Source organism: Microcystis sp. LE19-41.2A, assembly GCF_027530405.1.
Classification (GTDB): domain Bacteria; phylum Cyanobacteriota; class Cyanobacteriia; order Cyanobacteriales; family Microcystaceae; genus Microcystis; species Microcystis aeruginosa.
Genome location: NZ_JAPZQJ010000377.1, coordinates 1 through 21,415, shown reverse-complemented (window position 1 = coordinate 21,415; position 21,415 = coordinate 1). Strand labels below are relative to the sequence as shown.

Genomic DNA, 21,415 nt, shown 5'->3' with positions numbered 1-21,415 from the left:
CCACACCCCACACCCCACACCCCACACCCCACACCCCACGGTGCTATTGGAGAAAATCTTAAATTTGTCTCGCAAATTTCTAAAATGTTGCTAAGTTAATATTATGAGCTTGCGCTCTAACAATTTTAATACACTTGTATTGAAATTGGATTCGCGTAAAAGCAATGAGGGATGAAATTTGTCCGTAAGAATCCGATCAAATTAAATACAATAGCTAAAGACTAAAGGAATTAGCAAGGGCCAATAGGGATTATGTTCCTCTTGCCAGTGGGAACAGTTAACCCATCCCATAATTCCTTTGATACTTAGCTATCTGGTCAACACCGCAGACAAACCGGCGATCGGATTCCAGTCCTCCAGCCATTTACCCAATTTTTGCAGGAGCCAGATTATGAGTTGACCGAGCTAAAACAGCATTCCGTGTCGCTAAAATCGCATCGACACAAGGAAATTTAAGCAAAAATCTTCTCCCATTTGTTGTAATTAAAGCTACAATCGGAAAAGTCTTTGCCCCTCTCGGATTTGAGACACAAATTTGTTCAGTATCACCTAGATTGAGATTCGATCTTCTAGTTTTGCACAGAAGGAGCAAGAGGAAAACGGCATGATGCAGGCCCACGATGTACTAACCCTTACCGAGCCGCCATTGGATTTAGATTTGATTGACCTAGACGAAGACTTCGATGATGAGGATATCGAGTTAGAGCTAGAAGAAACCAGCGATAGCAACGATGGCAAAAAAAACCGCCGCCTTGCCAGCGCTCGTCGTCGCGACGCCGCTAGAAAAAAACCCTATACGGAAGATTCGATTCGGATTTATCTGCAAGAGATCGGCAGGATTCGGTTATTGAGAGCGGAGGAGGAGATCGAATTAGCGAGAAAAATCGCCGACCTACTGAAATTAGAACGCATTCGCGAAGATTTTTGCCTCTATAGCGATGCTGAATGGGGAAAACAGGTTTTCTTGTTCGAGCGCATCGAGAAAATTATCGCCGAAAAATCGGAAAAAGAACCGAAATTATCGGATATTAAGGCTTATTTAGGTAAGACGGAGCTAATGGCTCCCATGCTGGAAGAATGGCTGGCGAAATCAAAGGAATACTTATCGGCCTTTAAGCGTCGTTTGTACCATGGTCGTCGCGCTAAGGAAAAAATGGTACAATCGAACCTGCGTTTAGTGGTTTCGATCGCCAAGAAATACATGAATCGCGGTCTTTCCTTCCAAGATTTAATTCAAGAAGGTTCCCTCGGTTTGATCCGCGCCGCCGAAAAATTCGACCACGAAAAGGGTTATAAATTCTCCACCTATGCCACTTGGTGGATTCGTCAAGCCATCACCCGGGCGATCGCCGATCAATCCCGCACCATTAGACTTCCCGTCCACCTCTACGAAACCATCTCCCGGATCAAAAAAACCACCAAGATTCTTTCTCAGGAAATGCGTCGCAAACCCACCGAGGAAGAAATCGCCACCAAGATGGAGATGACCATTGAAAAACTGCGTTTTATTGCTAAATCTGCCCAATTACCTATTTCTCTAGAGACTCCCATCGGTAAAGAAGAAGATTCCCGTTTAGGAGACTTTATCGAAGCGGATGGGGAAACCCCAGAAGATGAAGTTTCTAAAAATTTATTACGCGAGGATTTAGAAAACGTCCTCGATACCCTTAGTCCTCGCGAACGCGATGTGCTGCGTCTGCGCTACGGTTTAGATGACGGCCGGATGAAAACACTCGAAGAAATCGGCCAGATTTTCAACGTCACTCGCGAGCGCATTCGTCAAATAGAAGCCAAAGCCCTGCGGAAACTGCGTCACCCTAACCGTAATAGTATCCTCAAAGAGTACATTCGTTAACTTCCCGTCCTTAAAAAACTAGAAACTGAGTCTCCTTGAGGCTCAGTTTTATCGTCATCTACACTTCCCCATCGGTGGGAACCTAATCCTGAAAATATCTCTGGGGTTGCCCCAATCTTGTCCAGAAAACTCTTGCAACAAATAGCACAAATCTGTTATTATGGTTTGTCTGTGTCCCGATTAACCATACCAGTATTGAGAACAAGAAACGACTGTGGCTAATACAAAGTCTGCACTCAAACGAGTCCAAATCTCCGAAAGAAATCGTCTCCGCAACAAAGCGTACAAGTCAGCCGTAAGAACCCTGATCAAAAAATGTCTTGTCGCTGTCTCGGCCTACGGAGCCAACCCCAGCCCAGAAGGGCTAGAAAGCGCCCAACAAGCTCTATCGGAAGCTTACAGTAAAATCGATAAAGCCGTCAAGCGCAACGTCTTGCACCGGAACAACGGCGCTAGAAAAAAAGCCGGTTTAGCCAAAGCTTTGCAAAAAGTTAGCCAAGCTTCCTAAGAAACGAGTAAGCTGTAATCAGGACAGACGCAACAAGCGATCGGGGGTCGATGCAATTAATAGATACGCACGTTCATTTGAACTTTGACGTTTTGCAAGCCGACTTGCCCGCTATCTCCGAACGTTGGCGAAGTGTGGGAGTCGTTCATCTGGTTCACTCCTGTGTCGAACCGGAGGAGTTTGCAGCGATTAAAGCCATTGCCGATCAATTTGAGGAAATTTCCTTCGCCGTCGGTTTACATCCCCTAGATGCCCAAAAATGGCGAGATAATAGTGCCGATCAGATCGAATCCCTAGCCCGATCTGATCGGCGCGTCGTGGCGATCGGGGAAATGGGTTTAGACTTCTATAAAGCGGATAATCAAGAGCAGCAAAAACAGGTCTTTTGGACGCAATTAGAAATCGCCCATCGTCTCGATAAACCCGTGATTATCCATTGTCGAGATGCGGCCCCGGTCATGCGGGAGGAAATCAGCGCCTTTCGGCAACAAGTGGGCAAAATTCGCGGCGTGATGCACTGCTGGACTGGCAACCCCGAAGAAACTCAATGGTTTTTAGATTTGGGTTTTTACATCAGCTTTAGCGGCATTGTCACCTTCAAAAACAGTAAAACTGTGCAAGCTGCCGCCCAAATTGTCCCCAGCGATCGCCTACTGATCGAAACCGATTGCCCCTTTCTCTCCCCCAATCCCCACCGCGGTAAACCTTGTGAACCCTCCTTCGTCTTCCACGTGGCCGAAACCGTCGCCCGTCTGCGCGGCTATCCGGTCGAAACCCTAGCCGAACAAACCACCCAGAACGCCCGCAACTTATTTCAACTCCCCAGTTAAAAAACATAGTTTATTAGCACAGAGCAGGGGACGGGGAAATGGGGAAATGGGGAAATGGGGAAATGGGGAAATGGGGGAATTCAACTAAAACCCTAAAACCCCAACACCCTAAAACCCCAACACCCTAAAACCCTAAAACCCCAACACCCAACCCCTAAAAACCCCGATCTCCGAGAGCAATTCCCGACCGTCGCTATCGTGTCATCAGCCCTTGTAACCATAATGAACAATCTTACCTTTAACCTCTTACCCGACCTCATCGAAATCCAACACTCCAGTTTTCGGTGGTTTTTGGAAGAAGGACTAATCGAGGAACTGAATAGCTTTTCCCCCATCAGCGACTATACAGGTAAATTAGAACTACATTTCCTCGGCCAGGACTACAGACTCAAAGAACCGAAATACAACGTCGATGAAGCCAAACGACGCGATAGCACCTATTCCGTTCAGATGTACGTTCCCACCCGTCTAATCAACAAAGAAACGGGAGAAAACATCGAACAGGAAGTCTTTATCGGCGATTTACCCCTGATGACCGAACGGGGAACCTTTATCATTAACGGGGCTGAACGAGTCATCGTCAATCAGATCGTCCGTTCTCCCGGTGTTTACTACAAAGCCGAAATCGACAAAAACGGTCGCCGTACCTACTCCGCTTCCCTGATTCCCAACCGAGGAGCTTGGTTAAAATTTGAAACCGACAAAAACGGCTTAGTCTGGGTCAGAATCGACAAAACCCGCAAATTATCCGCCCAAGTTCTCCTGAAAGCGATCGGATTGAGCGATAACGAAATCTTTGACTCCCTACGCCACCCCGAATTCTACCAAAAAACCCTCGACAAAGAAGGCAATCCCAGCGAAGAAGAGGCACTCCTCGACCTGTACCGCAAACTACGCCCCGGGGAACCTCCCACCGTCACCGGCGGACAACAACTGCTCGAATCGCGCTTTTTTGACAATAAACGCTACGATCTCGGTCGCGTTGGTCGTTATAAACTCAACAAAAAACTACGCCTCAACGTCCCCGATAACCAGCGCGTTCTCACCACCACCGACATCTTATCGGCGATCGACTACCTAATTAACCTCGAATTTGACATCGGCAACACCGACGACATCGACCACCTCGGCAACCGTCGCGTCCGTTCCGTGGGTGAACTGCTACAAAACCAAGTGCGAGTAGGTTTAAACCGCTTAGAAAGAATCATTCGGGAACGGATGACCGTCAGCGAATCCCAAAACCTCACCCCCGCTTCCCTAGTCAACCCGAAACCCCTAGTAGCGGCGATTAAAGAATTCTTTGGTTCCTCGCAACTCTCCCAGTTCATGGATCAAACCAACCCCCTAGCGGAATTGACCCATAAACGCCGCATTTCCGCCCTTGGCCCCGGCGGTCTGACCCGGGAACGGGCCGGTTTTGCCGTGCGCGACATTCACCCCTCCCACCACGGCCGCATTTGTCCGGTGGAAACCCCAGAAGGTCCCAACGCCGGTTTAATCGGTTCCCTGGCCACCTACGCCCGCGTCAACGACTACGGTTTTATTGAAACCCCCTGTTACGCGGTGGAAAATGGACGAGTTCGCTACGATCTCCCCGTTAAATACCTCACCGCCGACGAAGAAGACGATCTCAGAGTCGCACCAGGAGACGTGGCCACCGATGAAAATGGTTATATCCTCGGCGAAACTATCCCAGTGCGCTATCGGCAGGAATTCTCCACCACCTCCCCCGAACAAGTGGACTACGTTTGTGTTTCCCCCGTCCAAATTGTCTCGGTGGCCACTTCCCTGATTCCCTTCCTTGAACACGACGACGCTAACCGCGCCCTGATGGGTTCTAATATGCAACGACAAGCGGTTCCCCTGCTGCGTCCCGAACGTCCCCTTGTGGGTACCGGATTGGAAGCACAGGCCGCTCGCGACTCCGGCATGGTCATCGTTTCCCGTACCAATGGGGTCGTTTCCTACGTCGATGCTAACCGGATTCGCATCAAAGTGGCGGATGAAGACAAAGAGATTTTTGGCAAGAGCGAGATCGAGTACGAAATTCAGAAATATCAACGCTCTAACCAAGATACCTGCCTAAATCAGCGTCCTTTAGTCTATCAAGGGGAACAAGTTGTGCCAGGGCAGATCCTCGCCGATGGTTCCGCCACCGAAGGAGGAGAAATCGCCCTCGGCCAGAATATCCTCGTCGCCTATATGCCCTGGGAAGGCTATAACTACGAAGACGCGATTTTAATCAGCGAAAGACTGGTGGCACAAGACACCTACACCAGTATCCACATTGAAAAATACGAAATCGAAGCTCGTCAAACTAAACTCGGACCTGAGGAAATCACCAGGGAAATTCCCAACGTCGGTGAAGATGCCCTGCGAAACCTCGATGAACGCGGCATTATTCGCATCGGGGCCTGGGTAGAAGCCAGCGATATCCTCGTGGGGAAAGTCACCCCGAAAGGCGAATCAGACCAACCCCCCGAAGAAAAACTACTGCGGGCAATTTTCGGCGAAAAAGCCCGGGATGTACGGGATAACTCCCTCCGCGTCCCCAACGGCGAAAAAGGCCGGGTAGTGGATGTGCGGGTATTTACCCGCGAACAGGGAGATGAATTACCCCCCGGGGCCAATATGGTGGTACGGGTTTACGTTGCCCAAAAACGCAAAATCCAAGTGGGCGATAAAATGGCGGGTCGTCACGGCAATAAAGGGATTATTTCTCGGATTCTGCCCCTGGAAGATATGCCCTACCTCCCCGATGGTCGTCCCGTCGATATCGTTCTCAATCCCCTAGGGGTTCCCAGTCGCATGAACGTCGGTCAGGTGTTTGAATGTTTACTGGGTTGGGCTGGCGAAAATCTGGGCGTGCGCTTTAAGATTACTCCCTTTGATGAAATGTATGGGGAAGAAGCCAGCCGTTTAACCGTCCACGGATTGCTAGAAAATGCCTCGAAAAAACCCAATCGCGATTGGGTGTTCAAGGAAGAACACGCAGGTAAAGTCACGGTTTACGATGGTCGCACCGGCGAACCCTTTGACCGTCCCGTTACCGTCGGTATGGCCTATATGTTAAAACTGGTTCACCTGGTTGATGATAAAATTCACGCCCGTTCTACCGGTCCCTACTCCTTGGTTACTCAGCAACCCCTGGGCGGTAAAGCTCAACAGGGAGGCCAGCGCTTCGGAGAAATGGAAGTCTGGGCCCTGGAGGCCTACGGGGCAGCCTATACCTTGCAGGAATTGCTCACGGTGAAATCCGATGATATGCAAGGACGGAATGAGGCTTTAAATGCGATCGTAAAAGGCAAGCCGATTCCCCGCCCGGGTACGCCAGAATCCTTTAAGGTTTTGATGCGAGAATTGCAATCCCTCGGCCTCGATATCGCCGTTCACAAGGTGGAAAATGCCCCCGATGGTACTTCCCGCGATGTGGAGGTGGATCTGATGGTCGATGTCGGTCGTCGCGCCCCCTCTCGCCCCACCTACGAATCTTTAACCACGGAAGACTTTGAGGAAGAAGAATCGGAAGTGTAATTTCAGTGATCAGTAATCAGTAATCAGTTATCAGTGAGAAGTCAGGAGTCAGGAGACAGGAGACAGGAGAGAATTTTCCAGGAAAAAGCAAAAAAAAGGACAGTAAAGTAAAAATTTGCCTATTCCCTATTCCCCGTTCCCTATTTCCTGTTCCCTTTTCTAACTGATAGCTGAATGCTGATGGCTGATAGCTAATAGCTGTTTACTTGTTACTGGGATCGAGATGTTTTATAACCAAACTGTTGACAAAGGAAAACTGAAAAAACTGATCGCTTGGGCCTATCAAAACTACGGTTCGGCGCGCTGTTCACAAATGGCCGATGAATTGAAAAACCTCGGGTTTCGTTTCGCTACCAAAGCAGGGGTTTCCATTAGTGTGGATGATTTAACCGTACCGCCGGCTAAACGACAAATGATCGAAAGTGCCGAACAGGAAATCCGGCAAACCGAACAGCGTTATGTGCGCGGGGAAATCACCGAAGTGGAACGCTTCCAAAAAGTAATTGATACTTGGAATAGTACATCTGAATCGCTTAAAGATGAAGTAATTCGCAACTTCCAAGTCACCGATCCCCTCAACTCCGTCTATATGATGGCTTTCTCCGGGGCGCGGGGTAATATGAGCCAAGTGCGTCAGTTAGTGGGAATGCGGGGATTAATGGCTAATCCCCAGGGGGAAATTATCGACCTCCCGATTAAGACTAACTTCCGGGAAGGATTGACCGTTACCGAATACGTTATTTCCTCCTACGGGGCGCGCAAAGGTTTAGTTGATACAGCCCTACGGACGGCAGATTCCGGTTATTTGACTCGTCGTCTCGTCGATGTGTCCCAAGATGTCATCGTCCGCGAGGCAGATTGTGGCACTAATCGTTATGTTGAATTAACCGCCATGACCGATGGCGATCGCGTGTTAATTCCCTTAAGCGATCGCCTATTAGGTCGTTCCTTGGCCGAAGATGTGGTGGTCAAGGGAGAAGTGATCGCCACCCGCAACCAGATTATCGATGATGAAACCGCCGAAAAACTGGGCAAACTGGTCGATAAAATCAAAGTCCGCAGCCCCTTAACCTGTGAAGCAGCCCGCTCAGTTTGCCAAACCTGTTACGGTTGGAGTCTGGCCCACGGTCATCCGGTGGATATGGGGGAAGCAGTGGGGATTATTGCAGCCCAATCGATCGGGGAACCGGGAACTCAGTTAACCATGCGTACCTTCCACACTGGGGGCGTATTTACCGGAGAAGTGGCCCGGCAAGTGCGGAGTCCCTTCGAGGGAAGCGTGCGTTTTCTGCCGGGGTTAAGTATCCGTAACGTGCGAACTCGCCACGGGGATGAACGGGACCAGGTGGAGGCACCGGGGGAAATTAAATTAACACCCAAGGATAAAACTAAAGAAACTGTCACCTACTCTTTGACTCCGGGATCACTGCTATTTGTCACCGATGGGGCAACGGTAAGCGAGGAACAGTTACTAGCGGAAATAACCTCCGATAAAGTCCAAAAATCCACGGAAAAAGCCACAAAAGACGTAACCAGTGACTTAGCCGGCGAGGTGCTATTCTCGCAATTAGTCCCAGAGGAAAAAACCGATCGCCAAGGCAATACCACCCGCATCGCCCAACGGGGGGGATTACTATGGATTCTCTCCGGAGAAGTGTATAACTTGCCAACCGGGGCTGAACCCGTGGTCAGTAACGGCGATCAAGTACAAGTGGGGGATGTTCTAGCGGAAACTAAGTTAGTATCCACTAACGGCGGTTTGGTGCGTTTAGCCCCCAATAGCCGGGAAATCGATATCGTCACCGCTTCCGTGTCCTTGGATCAGGCCGAGGTAAAAGTAGAAAGTAGTGCCGGTCGGGAACAGTTTATTATTCATACGGGAGATGGTCAACGCTTCCTGCTGAAAACCACTCCGGGGACAAAAGTACAGAATCATGCCATTGTCGCCGAGTTAATCGACGATCGCTATCAAACCCACACCGGCGGCATGATTAAATACGTCGATATCGAAGTCGCCAAAGGCAGCCGCAAACAGGGTTATGAAATCACCAAAGGCGGCACGATCCTCTGGATTCCCGAAGAAACCCACGAAGTTAATAAAGATATCTCCCTCTTACAGGTGGAAGATGGGCAGTATGTGGAAGCAGGGGAAGAAGTGGTTAAAGACATCTTCTGTAACTCTAGCGGTGTGGTGGAAGTCATCCAGAAAAATGACATCCTCCGGGAGATCATTGTCAAACCGGGGCTGTTATTTATGGATCTCGAACCGGAATCCTCCGGAATTGCCCAAGAACAGTTAATTTACCCCGGGACACAGTTAACCCCCGAAGTCACGATCGAGGAGTTACGGCAAGCGGAATGGGTGGAAACTAACGAGGGTTTGGGATTACTGCTGCGACCAGTACAGGAGTTCACCGTAGAAGACCAATCCACTTCTCCCACCCAGGGTTCCGCTAACCAAGAAGGAGGACGACATATCGAACTGCGATCGGTGCAGCGCATTTTCTTTAAAGACGGGGAAAGAGTTAAATCCGTCGAGGGTTGTCAACTGATCAGCACCCAATTAGTCCTAGAAATTTCTAGCGAAGAACCGGAATCGGTCTCCCATCTGACGGCCGATATCGAGTTAGAACCGATCCCGCAGGGATCCGCGAAGCGGTGCGAGGACACGGATTGTCAGCGTTTACAGTTAGTTATTCTCGAATCTCTGGTGCTGCGTCGAGATAGTGATAATGATCCTTTAGGGGGTAATATTCAGACTCGCGTTCTCGTCCAAGATGGCGATGAAATTCCACCGGGGGCAGTGGTGGCCAGAACCGAAATCCAGTGTAAGGAAGCTGGAGAAATTCGCGGGATTCGCAAGGGCAGCGAAGCGGTGCGCCGTCTTTTAATTGTGAGTGACCGTGACGAGTTTATTCTCCCGTTCGCTGTTGCTCCCACCGTCAAAGCTGGGGATCTGGTAATCGCCGAAGCTGAGATCGCTGCCGGAGTTTTAGCCCCCAATTCCGGTCAAGTGCTGGCCGTTGACCAAACCACCACCGGCTATGAAATCCGTCTGCGTAAGGCCCGACCCTACCGAGTGTCGGCCGGGGCGATTCTGCACATCGATGAGGGAGATCTGGTTCAACGGGGCGATAATTTGGTGCTGTTGGTGTTTGAGCGCTCGAAAACTGGGGATATCATTCAAGGTTTACCCAGAATCGAAGAACTGCTCGAAGCCCGCAAACCGAAAGAGGCTTGTGTCTTAGCACGCAAACCGGGAGTTTGTCAAGTGGAGTACCAAGATTCTGAGATCGTCGATATTAAGGTGGTCGAGGATGACGGCACGATCAGTGAATATCCGCTTTTAGGCAGTCAAAACCCCCTGGTGAGCGATAATCAGCGTATCGATGCGGGTCAGGCGTTAACCGATGGTCAGGCTAATCCCCACGAGATTTTAGAGGTGTTCTTTAATTATTATGTGGATAGCTTGGGCAGTTACGAAGCGGCCTTAAAAGCCTTGGAAAAAACCCAGATGTTCCTCGTTGATCAGGTACAGTCGGTTTATCAATCCCAGGGGATCGATATTGCCGATAAACACATCGAAGTTATCGTGCGTCAGATGACCTCTAAGGTGCGGATCGATGACGGCGGCGATACCAGTATGTTGCCCGGGGAATTGTTGGAATTGCGACAGGTGGAGACGGTAAATGAAGCCATGTCAATCACCGGTGGGGCGGCGGCTAAATATACGCCTGTACTACTGGGAATCACCAAAGCTTCCTTGAATACCGATAGCTTTATCAGTGCCGCCTCCTTCCAAGAAACCACCCGCGTCCTCACGGAAGCGGCGATCGAAGGCAAGTCCGACTGGTTACGGGGTCTCAAGGAAAACGTGATTATCGGTCGTCTGATTCCGGCGGGTACTGGCTTTAATTCCCACGAAAACATGGCGGGGATCAGCGATTACGCCCCCCCAGAGGAGGAATATAACTACAACAACAATCGTGGTTATTACGCTGCCCCCAGCAGTCCCAGTTTCCCTCCTCGTCCCGGTTTCGGCGATAGTAGTGACGATAGCGATATGATTCTTGACGATCAAACCGCTCGCGCCTACGCTGAGGGTGATGTGGTCGATTTAGAGGATGATGAAATGGCTTTCCTCTCCTCCCGCGGCAGCAGTCGCTTTAGTCGCCAACCCATCAGCGACAGCTGGTCAGAAGCCGATGAGGAAGGGGATGAGGACGATTTCGAGGGGGATTACGAAGAAGAATAATCGTCTGTAGATATCTTAAAAGGAGGAGTGGCCGGAAAAACCCTTGTTATTCTCCAAAAACCTCCTCCTTCTCTCCCCAAACTCCCTAGGGTTGGCTGAATAAATATGAAATATATAGCGTTTCTGATTCACAAGAGGTACATTCCCGATCCTGAACAGCTTAATCAGCAAAGGTTTAAGTGTGCCGCACAGATGCGAGAACCGCTATAGACGAGGTAAGGGTTTTAGGGTTTTGTTTTGCTCTCACAGGTGCAAGATTTTGAGAGAATCGTGGTTCAAAACCTTGCATCTTCATCGACCTGCGTCCTGTACGGGCGAAGCATTCGGGCATAACCTATCGCTGAAACCGTAGATTTCCTATCCGAATGCTTCGCCCCTACTTTTCCCGCTAACTCACCAGAGTTTGGCAATAAAAAAAGGCAGCCTTTCTTGTCAACCGGAAAGGAGACAAAGTAAGGATTTGAAGAATTTTCTCTCCAGTCGGGATGACAGGATTTGAACCTGCGGCATCCTGCTCCCAAAGCAGGCGCGCTACCAAGCTGCGCTACATCCCGAAGTAAACTCTTTTTTTAGTATAGCCTAAGAGCCGCATTCTTAATCGGGATACCAAAACATCCCTTTGATACCTTCGGGATCGAGAACAAAACCGAGACGACGATAGAAATCCACCACCTGCGGATCGGCGAAAAGAGTTATATTACTGATGTCCTCACCCCGCAACTTCCTGATCATAAATTTCATTAATGCTTTACCAAAGCCTTTACTTTGATAGTGAGGATGAACAACCACATCCCAGACTGTAGCATTAAAAGCGTGATCGGAAGTGGCACGAGCAAAACCCACTAAACGACGGCGATTACCTCGCACTTCCCACATCGACACGACTAAAAAACTACATTCGATCGCCTTTTTAACTTTGCGTAAAGGACGACGGGCCCAACCTACCGAGTCACAAAGTTCTTCTAACTCATATAGATCTAGCTCTCGATCGGTACTAAAAAACACTCGCGTCTGTCCGAGGTCATTCTGGGCAACCTCTACCAAGTCTCCCGAATAGTCAGGAGATGCAGTGACTTCCGAGCTATTAAACAATCTTTTCCAAAAAACCATGCCGGGGGGCTACTGCCTCAATATTGTCCTTTTAGCCTAGTATATTTTATTTTCCCCTCTCTAAGAACAATCGGGCCACTGGAGTCCAAATTTGATTGGTTGAGTACGGAGAGGGTGGGATTTGAACCCACGAACCATTGCTGGTTACTCGATTTCAAGTCGAGCGCAATCGACCACTCTGCCACCTCTCCAAGGCAGCCATACCTAATATCTTATCATTAGAACTCTTGCATAAATCAAAAAATTTTCCGCAAATGCAGGTAAAAGGGTTGCATATTATAGAATATAGGGTTAAGGGTTAAAATTTCCCCTTTCCCCCTTCCCCAATTTCTGCAAGAAGTCTATTCTAGTCAATTAGAGGCACAATTAGGGTTGGCTGAAAAAGTCTTTCCTGGCGGCAGGGTGTGGGGGTTTACCGATTTTCAGGGAAAAAGTACCTGAATTTCCCCCCCCCCTGATCACTCCTAGGCCTGGCACTTTTGGAGATCAAAAAAGTCTAAAAGTCTTAGCCAACAAGGTTTTTAGATTTATTCAGCCAGCCCTAATTAGGGGTTTCTGAGCAGCATTTTGGGCGGGCCGATCGGCCGAACCAATTCCCCTCACCATCCCCGCCAAGATGACCGACTTATTTGTTTAATTTCTGTAATTTTCGGCTTTCAAGGGGGAAAACTAAAATTAGAATGGGGAGGGGTGCCTTAAAATTGCTGTTTTGACGTATAATCACCTCAATAAAATTTAGAAGCTCCTAGAGTTGATAGTTTTAAACATTTCTGTGAGGAAAATGTATTTATTATGAGTTCAATTATTGAAATCGGCGACCACAAAATTAGCGATTCAGCGGTCTTGCCTCTTTTGGCAAAATATGGTATGTTACCCCAGTTAATCCGGGAAGTAATTATCGAGCAAGCGATTGCCGATATCACCTGCAATCCCGAAGAAAGAAACGCCGCCTATTCCCGTTTCTATCAAAATAATCAAATTGCCAACGATGAACAAATGAAATCTTGGTTACGACAAAACGGGATGGATTCCGAACAACTAGAATATCTAATTCTTCGGGACATTAAACTGGAAAAATTTAAACAGGAGACTTGGGATAACAAAGTAGAATCCTACTTCTTGCAAGTCAAAAATCAATTGGATAAGGTGGTTTATTCCCTGATTCGGACAAAAAATATCGGCATTGCCCAAGAACTATTTTTCCGGATACAGGATCGAGAAAATAGCTTCGCTGAACTAGCCAAAAAATACTCCCAAGGAGCAGAAGCAGAAACCGGAGGACTAATCGGACCTGTGGAACTGAGCACTCCCCATCCCCAGATTGGGCAAATTCTCAAAGCAAGTAAACCGGGGCAACTGTGGCCACCGACGCAAGTGGGAGAATGGGTCGTAATTGTCCGGTTAGAAAAATACTTATCCTGTGAACTGGATCCTCCCACCCGTCAACGCTTACGGAATGATTTATTCCAACAATGGTTAATGACTCAAATGCAAACAGTGAAATTTATCTCCGAATCAACCCCAGTCAATAGCGAGCAGGTATCGATTATATAGCATCCCTTGCCAAGCTGGGTAAACCTAGTCTTTTCGCTTAATTATTTGCCAACTTAGTCAATTTTCGCCTAGCCAATGAGTTATACCACTTTAGATTTTACCGCCTTTCTGGAGACCGTACAGCCCTTTGATCGCCTGCCCGTCGAGGTTAGACGTTCTCTGGGCCAGAAATTACAACCCTTTCGCTATGAGATGGGCAATGCGATCCTCAAGTGCGACCGCTTACCCTCCCACCTCGTCCTTCTCTACGAGGGAGAGGCCAGACTTTTGGGTTACGATGCTAGGGTTGACAATCCGTTGCCGGTTACTTTGGCTAAATTGCAGCCGGGGGATTTATTCGGGTGGATCAGTCTCCTGCGCGGTAGCCCCTGTGAAACGGTGATCGCTTCTTCGGAAGTCACTATCTGTTTAACCTTAAAACAAGAGGATTTTTGGTCTTTAATCAATAATTACCCCGAATTTAAGGAACATTTCTTTAAAGAAACCTCGATCGCTGAAGTTTATGCTCTCCTAGGCTCCTATCTTAATCAACAGGCCTGGGGTGGGGGGGACCTGAAAGAAATTGCTCAGGCTCTTTTAAACAAAGCTTGTGTGTCCTACGACCAGATTAACGATGATTATCTCTGGTTAGTCAGCGAAAATACTGATAATTATCCTACCGGCACAGTTATCACCCAGAATAATCCGACTAGCACGCGCTTATTAGGTCTTTCCTCCGATCAGTTAGATGAATTCTTGACAGTGGAAACCGAAGCGGCTGCGGAAACAGAAACGGACGATATCTGGGAAACCCAAGTCATTAAGGGAAATAAACCCACCCAGGTATTAGATATCCCCCAAGGAAGAATCAGCGACATCACCAGCGATATCGACCTTGAAAAAACTGTCCAGAAAAACCGCAAATCCTATCCTTTTTTCGGGGGAAAAACGGAACTAGAGGCGGTGAGTGCCTGTTTTCAGATGATCTGCAAATATTTTAATATCCCCTTTCGCAAGGACGTGATCCAACGCATCCTAAGGGATCAACTGCAAAGAACCGGCAGCCTTTCCCTGCCCCTGTGTGGGGCTGTGGCCGAGTTAGTGGGACTCCATAGCCAATTAGTACCCCTAAATGCTACTTCCTTGCCCAATATCAACCCTCCTGCCCTAATTCGCTGGCAAGACAGCATCGTTATCCTCTACGAAATTAATCAACGGGAAACCACGATCGCCGTTCCGGAACGGGGGATAATTAAACGCAAAACCAGCGAATTTCTGGAATCTTGGGACGAAAAAGGGGAAGTAATTCTGCTCAAACCCACCAAACACACCCAGCAACAGCGTTTTGGCCTATCATGGTTTTGGCCTTCTGTCAAGAAACATAAACGAGTCTTAATAGAAGTTTTTATCGCTTCTTTCTTCGTGCAGTTATTTGCCCTGGCCAATCCCTTGATGATTCAGGTGATTATCGATAAAGTGATCGTGCAGAATAGCCCGGAAACTCTGAACACCCTCGGGGTTTTCCTCTTAGTAATTGCCGTTTTTGAGGGGATTTTAACCTTTTTGAGAACATCTCTTTTTGTCGATACCACTAACCGCATCGACATGACCCTCGGTTCAGAAATTATCGATCACCTGCTGCGCTTACCCCTGAAATACTTTGAACGGCGGCCAGTGGGGGAAATTTCGACAAGAATCAACGAATTAGAGAATATTCGGCAATTTTTAACAGGCACAGCCCTAACGGTGGTGTTAGATGCCATTTTCTCGGTTATCTACATCGTGGTTATGTTGATCTATAGTCCGATTCTAACCGTTTGGGCCCTGGGAGTCGTGCCGATTTTAGTTCTCTCCACAGCTATTTTCGCACCGATCGTGCGGCGACAACTGCGAGCAAAAGCGGAACGAAACGCCGAAACCCAATCCTATCTAGTGGAGGTGATGACGGGAATCCAAACAGTAAAAGCACAGAATATCGAATTGCGTTCCCGTTGGCAGTGGCAAGAACGTTATGCGCGCTATGTGGCCGAAGGTTTTCAAACGGTCATGACCTCAACTTTGGCCGGTTCCTTTAGTCACTTCTTTAACCAATTATCGGGTTTATTAGTGCTGTGGGTGGGAGCAGCCCTAGTTTTAGACGGAAAACTCACCCTTGGTCAATTAATCGCCTTCCGGATTATCTCTTCCTACGTTACCTCGCCGATTCTGCGTTTGACCCAACTCTGGCAAAACTTCCAAGAAACCGGCTTATCCCTAGAAAGATTGGCCGATATCGTCGATACTCCCCAAGAAGCGGAACTCGATCGCCAAAATATCCCCATGCCCTTAATTAAAGGCACTGTCACCTACGAAAACCTCGCTTTCCGCTTCAATCCCCACGGACCCCTGCAACTATACAACGTCAATTTAGAATTCCCCGCCGGCACTTTTGTCGCTTTGGTGGGAGAAAGTGGCGCCGGGAAAAGTACCATCACTAAACTATTAGCCCGTCTCTACGAACCAGAATCGGGACGGATTCTCATCGATGGCTATGATATCAACAAAGTGGAACTCTATTCCCTGCGTCGTCAAATCGGCATGGTTCCCCAAGAAACCCTATTATTTGATGGTACGGTACAGGAAAATATCGCCCTGACTAACCCCGATGCGACTGTGGAGGAAATCGTCTCGGCAGCGAGAGCAGCCGCAGCCCACGAATTTATTATGACCCTGCCCAATGGCTATAATACCCGCGTCGGTGAACGGGGGGCATCCCTATCGGGGGGACAACGACAACGGGTTGCGATCGCTCGTTCCGTCCTGCAAAGACCGCAAATTCTCATTCTTGATGAGGCCACCAGCGCCCTCGACTATAATACCGAACGGCAAGTGTGTCTGAATCTCAAGGAAGCTTTCAAGGATCGTACGGTCTTTTTTATCACCCATCGTCTAGCTTCGATCAAATCCGCCGATATTATTGTCATGATGGATAAGGGGACAGTAGCGGAGGAAGGCACCCACGAGGAATTAATGGCCAGAAAAGGCCTTTACTATACTCTCTATAAACAACAGGATTCGCAAATCTAGTCAGTCAGGGAACAGGGATTAGGGGATAGGGAAATGGGGAAATGGGGAAATGGGGAAATGGGGAAGTTTCAACTAATACCCCAAAACCCCCCGCAACGCGCACGCAGTGACCACCCCACACCCCACACCCCACACCCTACACCCCACACCCTACACCCACGAAAAACTTTTTCAGCAAACCCTAAATATAGGAGAATCCCCATGAACGGTAATTCTAACAACGGTCAAAAGGGCAACGGCAACGCTAAAAGCGATGAACTGACCCAAGCGGGTAAAAACGTGGCCACTACCACGAAAAATAAAAGTATTAGCCCTTCTTTACCCACTTTTAGCCCACCGGAACAATCGGTGATCCTGAAACAATCACCCATTTGGTCGCGGACGATTATCTGGACATTAATGAGTGTCACCACTGCCGCTTTAATTTGGTCAGCGCTCGCCAAAATCGAGCAGGTGGTGGGCGCCCAAGGACAACTTAAACCCCAGGGGAAAGTGCAAGAAGTACAAGCACCGGTGAATGGGGTAGTACAGTTCGTGAAAGTGAAAGACGGCGATCGAGTTAACAAAGGTGATGTACTGGTTTTAATGGATTCCAGTGCCTCGCAAGTGCAGTTAGAATCCTTGAGAAAAATTCGCACCAGTGCTGAGAAGGAAAATCAATTCTATCGTCTCTTAATGGCGCAGGATCTGACACCAGCAGCAGTGGAAAGTTCGATCGCTCAATTAAAATTACCGAGTGAAATCGCCGATTTAGCCCGTAATCGTGCCGCTTTGGTGACAGAAAATCAACTTTATCAAGCACAGGTCAGTGAAGGTGCTTCTAGCTCTGCTTTACAAGGGGATGAATTAGCTCGTTTAGGGGCTGCTCGACGGGAGGCCAATTCTCGACAAGCGGCCGCTAGATTGGAAATGGAACAACTAGAAAAACAATTGGCCCAAACTAGGGTACAGTTGGCCGATGCCCGCTCGCAATTAATCAAAGATCGCTTAGTCTTAGAAGAAATTAAGACTCGTAATGCCAATTCGATGAAACAGGGCCAAGAAAGCTTGGATATCGAGCGTAATATTCTTAAGGATATTGAACCCTTGGGGGATGAAGGAGCGATCGCCCGTTATCAGATTAATAAACAAAAACAATCTGTAACTGATCGCCAGAATGAATTACAGCAGCAAGAGGCTAACGGCAAAATCGATCGAGAAAAACAAGAGAAAGAAGTACAAACCCGCATCGCCGAAATTTCCCGCCTGGAACAGGAAGAAAAGCGTTATTTCCTGTTGATCTCCCAAGCGCAAGAAAAGCTGATTAATACCACGGTAATCACGGAAAAAGATGTGCGCGATAAAATGGCGGACAATTACAAACGGATCGCTGAAATCGATAGTCAGATCAGTCGCATTATCATTGATAACAACAAGCGCATTGCCGAACTAGACAGTCAAATTAGTCAAGCACAACAGACGATTAAATATCAAAAAATTACCGCCCCCATCGATGGTGTGGTCTTTGATCTCAAGGCCCGGCCCGGGTTTGTTCCCCAACCAAGTCAAGCGGAAGCATTATTAAAACTTGTTCCCGATGGCTGTCCCACCGAGGTGAAAGATGCCGCTAAAGGTTGTTTAGTGGCAGAGGTGGACGTGACTAACCAAGACATCGGTTTTGTGCGCGTGGGACAAAAAGCCGATATTCGCATTGATTCCTTTTCCTACAGTGAATACGGCGATATTAAGGGAGAAGTAATCTCGATCGGTTCCGATGCTTTACCTCCCGACGAAAATCACCGTTTTTATCGGTTCCCCGTCCGGGTACGCTTGAACAGTCAAGAGTTAGTTTTGAAAAATCAATCCACTCTACCGCTGCAATCGGGGATGTCCGTGAGTGTCAACATCAAAGTCAATGAAAATCGCACCGTTTTGGGACTATTTACCGATATGTTCAATAAACAGGTGGATACTCTCAAACAAGTCCGTTAAACGAAAAAATTCGGGGGTACATCCTGCCAACGGCCCGATCCGATCGCGCTAATCGCTTCCGAGAGGTTAACTGCACCGGTATAAAGGGCGCGGCCCACGATTACTCCCGTTACTCCCAAAGGTTCCAAAGACAATAAACTCAGTAGGTCCGTCAGGGAACTAATGCCCCCAGAGGCGATTACGGGAATTTCGACAGATTCGGCTAATTCTCGCAAAGCGGCGAGATTCGGGCCAGAAAGTGTGCCATCTCGATGAATATCAGTGTAGATAATCGTGCTGGCTCCTCTTTTTGCCATATCTTGCCCAAGAGCGATCGCATCTACTGCGGAAGTTTCTAACCAACCCCTGGTGGCTACTTTGCCATCGCGAGCATCAATACCGACAATTATTTGCCCCGGAAAGCTTTGACAAAGTTCGCTGACTAATTCGGGCTTTTCTACGGCTACTGTCCCGACAATCGCCTTTTCTACCCCGATTTTTAGGAGATTACTCACCGTTTCTACATCCCGCAGTCCACCCCCCACCTGTACGGGAATGGCAATATCATTAAGAATTGTTTCAATAGTTGACAAATTAACCGATTTACCCTCTTTGGCTCCATCCAAATCAACTAAATGTAATCTGGTTGCCCCCTGATTGACCCATTCTCGCGCCACTATTGCGGGATTATCGTTAAAAACCTGCGATTGTTGGTAATCTCCCTGATAAAGTCGCACACATTTGCCATCGAGAATATCAATAGCGGGGATAACTTCCATGTTTTTCTCAATATCTAACTAAGGAGCGTTTTTCATTATATAGTACCAGCCGTCAGCCCTGAATCAGTGATCAGTGATCAGTGATCAGTTTTGAGTCTGACAGGGGAACAATCCCTCTCAAAGCATTGTCCACAAAGATTTTGAGGCTCTTCAGTTACAAACAGATACATCGTTAAACCTTGTTGGATAAGACTTTTAGACTTTTTTTCCCTCAAAAAGTGCCAGCCATTGCGGGGATCGGGGGGAAAATTCCTGGACTTTTTCCCTGAAAATTAGGTAGTTGACCACCTGAAAATCGATAAAACCCCACACCCCACACCCCACACCCTGCCCCTAGGAAAAGCTTTTTGCCGCAAACCATCTGTATTAAGTGTGCATCATCAAATGGCAGTAACAGTGCCGTCTTTTCACTGATTACTGTTTACTGATCACTGATCACTGATTATCGATTCCTGGGGAAAAAATTCTTCTAGAATGATAAGTACATATACGAGAGGAATTATACTCATGTCTGCTGGGAAGTTTCAAACAGCCGCTTCATTATCCGATCGAGAGCTAGAAATACTCGATTTAGTGGCTAATGGTTTAACCAATCAAGAAATCTCGGAAAAGCTGGAGATTAGTAAGCGTACCGTTGATAATCATATTAGTAATATCTTGACAAAAACAAAAACCGATAATCGGGTGGAATTGGTGCGTTGGGCATTGCATTGGGGTAAAGTTTGTCTTGATGATATTAATTGTTGTATCCTTCCTTCCCCGGTGCCGACCGATGATCAGGTTTCCTAAACTTCTGGGACTTTTGCTTGCGGTTAATATCATCAGTCTGGGGGGATGTAGTGATGCGGGTTTTGTCACCCCTCCCCAACAGCTTTTAGGAAATACTTTAAATACCCCTTCCTCTGAAGATAATCCCCGTTTTAACTACGATGGTCGTTATCTGGTCTTTGCCTCCGATCGCAGGGGTCAACGAACGATTTATTTATTCGATCGAGTGGCTAATCGTTTAGTTCCCCTACCGGGGTTAAATCAAGCAAAAACCTATCAAGATCAACCGGATATTAGTGCCGATGGTCGCTATATTGTTTATGTGTCGGAACAGTCCGGTAAACCCGATATATATATTTATGATCGACAAACTCTGCAAACAAAAAATCTCACCGAAAATATTTTAGGAGAAGTGCGTCGTCCGACGATTAGTGGTAACGGTCGTTTTATTGCTTTTGAAAGTAATCGTTTCGGTCAATGGAATCTGGAAATATTCGCTCGAGGTGGCGAAATTTCTCCTTCTTTACCCCCGATCAATTCTTCCCCGTCCCGATAGTATTGGGGGAGAAGGGAGAAGGGTGTGGGGAGACCACTTCGTGCGCGTTGCGGGGGAGATGGGAGAGGAGAATATCCACACGCCCCGGAATCCCTCCACGCTTACTTTTTGCTCCGTCTCGACTCTTTCTTTTTCCTCGTCCAGCCGCATAGGTAGGGTTTGCGGCAAAAAGTTTGTTGGTGGGGTTAGGAGTCGGTCGTCAGGAGTCAGTAGCCGGTCGTTTCAGGCTTTGTTGCCCTGCTTTTTTGTACCAGTTTATGTAAGTAGTCGTGCAAAATTAATTTCCTAGTCGAGACAGGAGACTCCGAGACAGGAGACTCCGAGACAGGAGACTCCGAGACAGGAGACGGGATACAGCTATTAGGGATCGGATTTGAGTTTTCAGTTCACTGTTTACTGATCACAGCAGAAGTCTGACGGAGTAGTGGCTTAGATGTGTAATTAGGGTCTGCTGAAAAAGTTTTTCCTGGGGGTAGGAGTCAGTAGCCGGTCGTCAGGAGTCGGTCGTTTCGGGCTTTGTTGCCCTTGTTTTTTGTACCAAGCTATGTACTACAAGAAGGATAATGCAAGGTTTTTGAAAGTCCCAATCCTATTTTCTTGCACTAACATCGGACTTTAACAGGTCAAAAGCCTTATTTTAAAAGGGTTTTACCATTATTCAGCAAACCCTA

12 protein-coding genes and 2 tRNA genes are annotated in these 21,415 nt (G+C 47.9%); 10 read left to right on the top strand and 4 right to left on the bottom strand.

Annotation, left to right across the window (positions count from 1 at the left end; translation table 11 throughout):
* Positions 1-604 precede the first annotated feature (604 nt).
* The 5 genes from rpoD (at position 605) to O9290_RS15360 (ending at position 10,982) form a co-directional block, all read left to right on the top strand.
* The gene (rpoD, locus tag O9290_RS15380) at positions 605-1,855 is read left to right on the top strand and encodes an RNA polymerase sigma factor RpoD (protein ID WP_002758696.1); all 1,251 of its coding nucleotides are present in this window, start codon (positions 605-607) and stop codon (positions 1,853-1,855) included.
* 214 nt (positions 1,856-2,069) lie between these two features.
* Positions 2,070-2,363, top strand: coding sequence for a 30S ribosomal protein S20 (rpsT, locus tag O9290_RS15375; RefSeq protein ID WP_002737368.1), 294 nt, complete (start codon positions 2,070-2,072; stop codon positions 2,361-2,363).
* A 50-nt stretch (positions 2,364-2,413) separates the two neighbouring features.
* The gene (locus O9290_RS15370) at positions 2,414-3,193 is read left to right on the top strand and encodes a TatD family hydrolase (protein WP_002758697.1); all 780 of its coding nucleotides are present in this window, start codon (positions 2,414-2,416) and stop codon (positions 3,191-3,193) included.
* Positions 3,194-3,415: 222 nt separating this feature from the next.
* The gene (gene rpoB / locus O9290_RS15365) at positions 3,416-6,727 is read left to right on the top strand and encodes a DNA-directed RNA polymerase subunit beta (RefSeq protein WP_288058707.1); all 3,312 of its coding nucleotides are present in this window, start codon (positions 3,416-3,418) and stop codon (positions 6,725-6,727) included.
* 223 nt (positions 6,728-6,950) lie between these two features.
* The gene (locus O9290_RS15360; RefSeq protein WP_288058708.1) at positions 6,951-10,982 is read left to right on the top strand and encodes a DNA-directed RNA polymerase subunit beta'; all 4,032 of its coding nucleotides are present in this window, start codon (positions 6,951-6,953) and stop codon (positions 10,980-10,982) included.
* 480 nt (positions 10,983-11,462) lie between these two features.
* Here the strand turns inward: O9290_RS15360 and O9290_RS15355 are convergent.
* The 3 genes from O9290_RS15355 to O9290_RS15345 all read right to left on the bottom strand — a co-directional run bounded on the left by O9290_RS15355 (position 11,463) and on the right by O9290_RS15345 (position 12,283).
* Positions 11,463-11,536: transfer RNA gene (locus O9290_RS15355), tRNA-Pro, on the bottom strand.
* A gap of 40 nt (positions 11,537-11,576) precedes the next feature.
* A complete protein-coding gene (locus tag O9290_RS15350) occupies positions 11,577-12,092 on the bottom strand; it encodes a GNAT family N-acetyltransferase (RefSeq protein ID WP_002736326.1) in 516 nt (171 codons plus the stop codon).
* A gap of 106 nt (positions 12,093-12,198) precedes the next feature.
* Positions 12,199-12,283, bottom strand: a tRNA-Ser gene (locus O9290_RS15345).
* 601 nt (positions 12,284-12,884) lie between these two features.
* Here O9290_RS15345 and O9290_RS15340 point away from each other — a divergent pair.
* From O9290_RS15340 to O9290_RS15330, 3 genes are all read left to right on the top strand, one after another.
* Positions 12,885-13,646 (top strand): peptidylprolyl isomerase, encoded by a 762-nt coding sequence (locus O9290_RS15340; RefSeq protein WP_288027432.1) that lies wholly within the window; start codon positions 12,885-12,887, stop codon positions 13,644-13,646.
* A gap of 75 nt (positions 13,647-13,721) precedes the next feature.
* Complete coding sequence (locus tag O9290_RS15335) at positions 13,722-16,691, top strand: peptidase domain-containing ABC transporter (protein WP_288058710.1); 2,970 nt, start codon at positions 13,722-13,724, stop codon at positions 16,689-16,691.
* 201 nt (positions 16,692-16,892) lie between these two features.
* The gene (locus O9290_RS15330; RefSeq protein WP_002758704.1) at positions 16,893-18,662 is read left to right on the top strand and encodes a beta-barrel domain-containing protein; all 1,770 of its coding nucleotides are present in this window, start codon (positions 16,893-16,895) and stop codon (positions 18,660-18,662) included.
* On the opposite strand, the gene hisA is transcribed toward O9290_RS15330, so the two are convergent.
* Positions 18,659-19,420: a 1-(5-phosphoribosyl)-5-[(5-phosphoribosylamino)methylideneamino]imidazole-4-carboxamide isomerase gene (gene hisA, locus O9290_RS15325; protein ID WP_002758705.1), complete on the bottom strand. Its 762-nt coding sequence runs from the start codon at positions 19,418-19,420 to the stop codon at positions 18,659-18,661. The two genes, O9290_RS15330 and hisA, sit on opposite strands and share 4 nt — an antisense overlap.
* 507 nt (positions 19,421-19,927) lie before the next feature.
* Between hisA and pedR the strand changes: the two genes are divergently transcribed.
* Both pedR and O9290_RS15315 read left to right on the top strand, forming a co-directional pair.
* Positions 19,928-20,209, top strand: a complete 282-nt coding sequence (pedR, locus tag O9290_RS15320; protein ID WP_002754772.1) for a photosynthetic electron transport-dependent transcriptional regulator PedR — start codon at positions 19,928-19,930, stop codon at positions 20,207-20,209.
* On the top strand, positions 20,193-20,744 hold the full coding sequence (locus O9290_RS15315; RefSeq protein WP_002758706.1) for a TolB family protein: 552 nt from the start codon (positions 20,193-20,195) through the stop codon (positions 20,742-20,744). The genes pedR and O9290_RS15315 overlap by 17 nt, the downstream gene beginning before the upstream one ends.
* Positions 20,745-21,415: the final 671 nt, after the last annotated feature.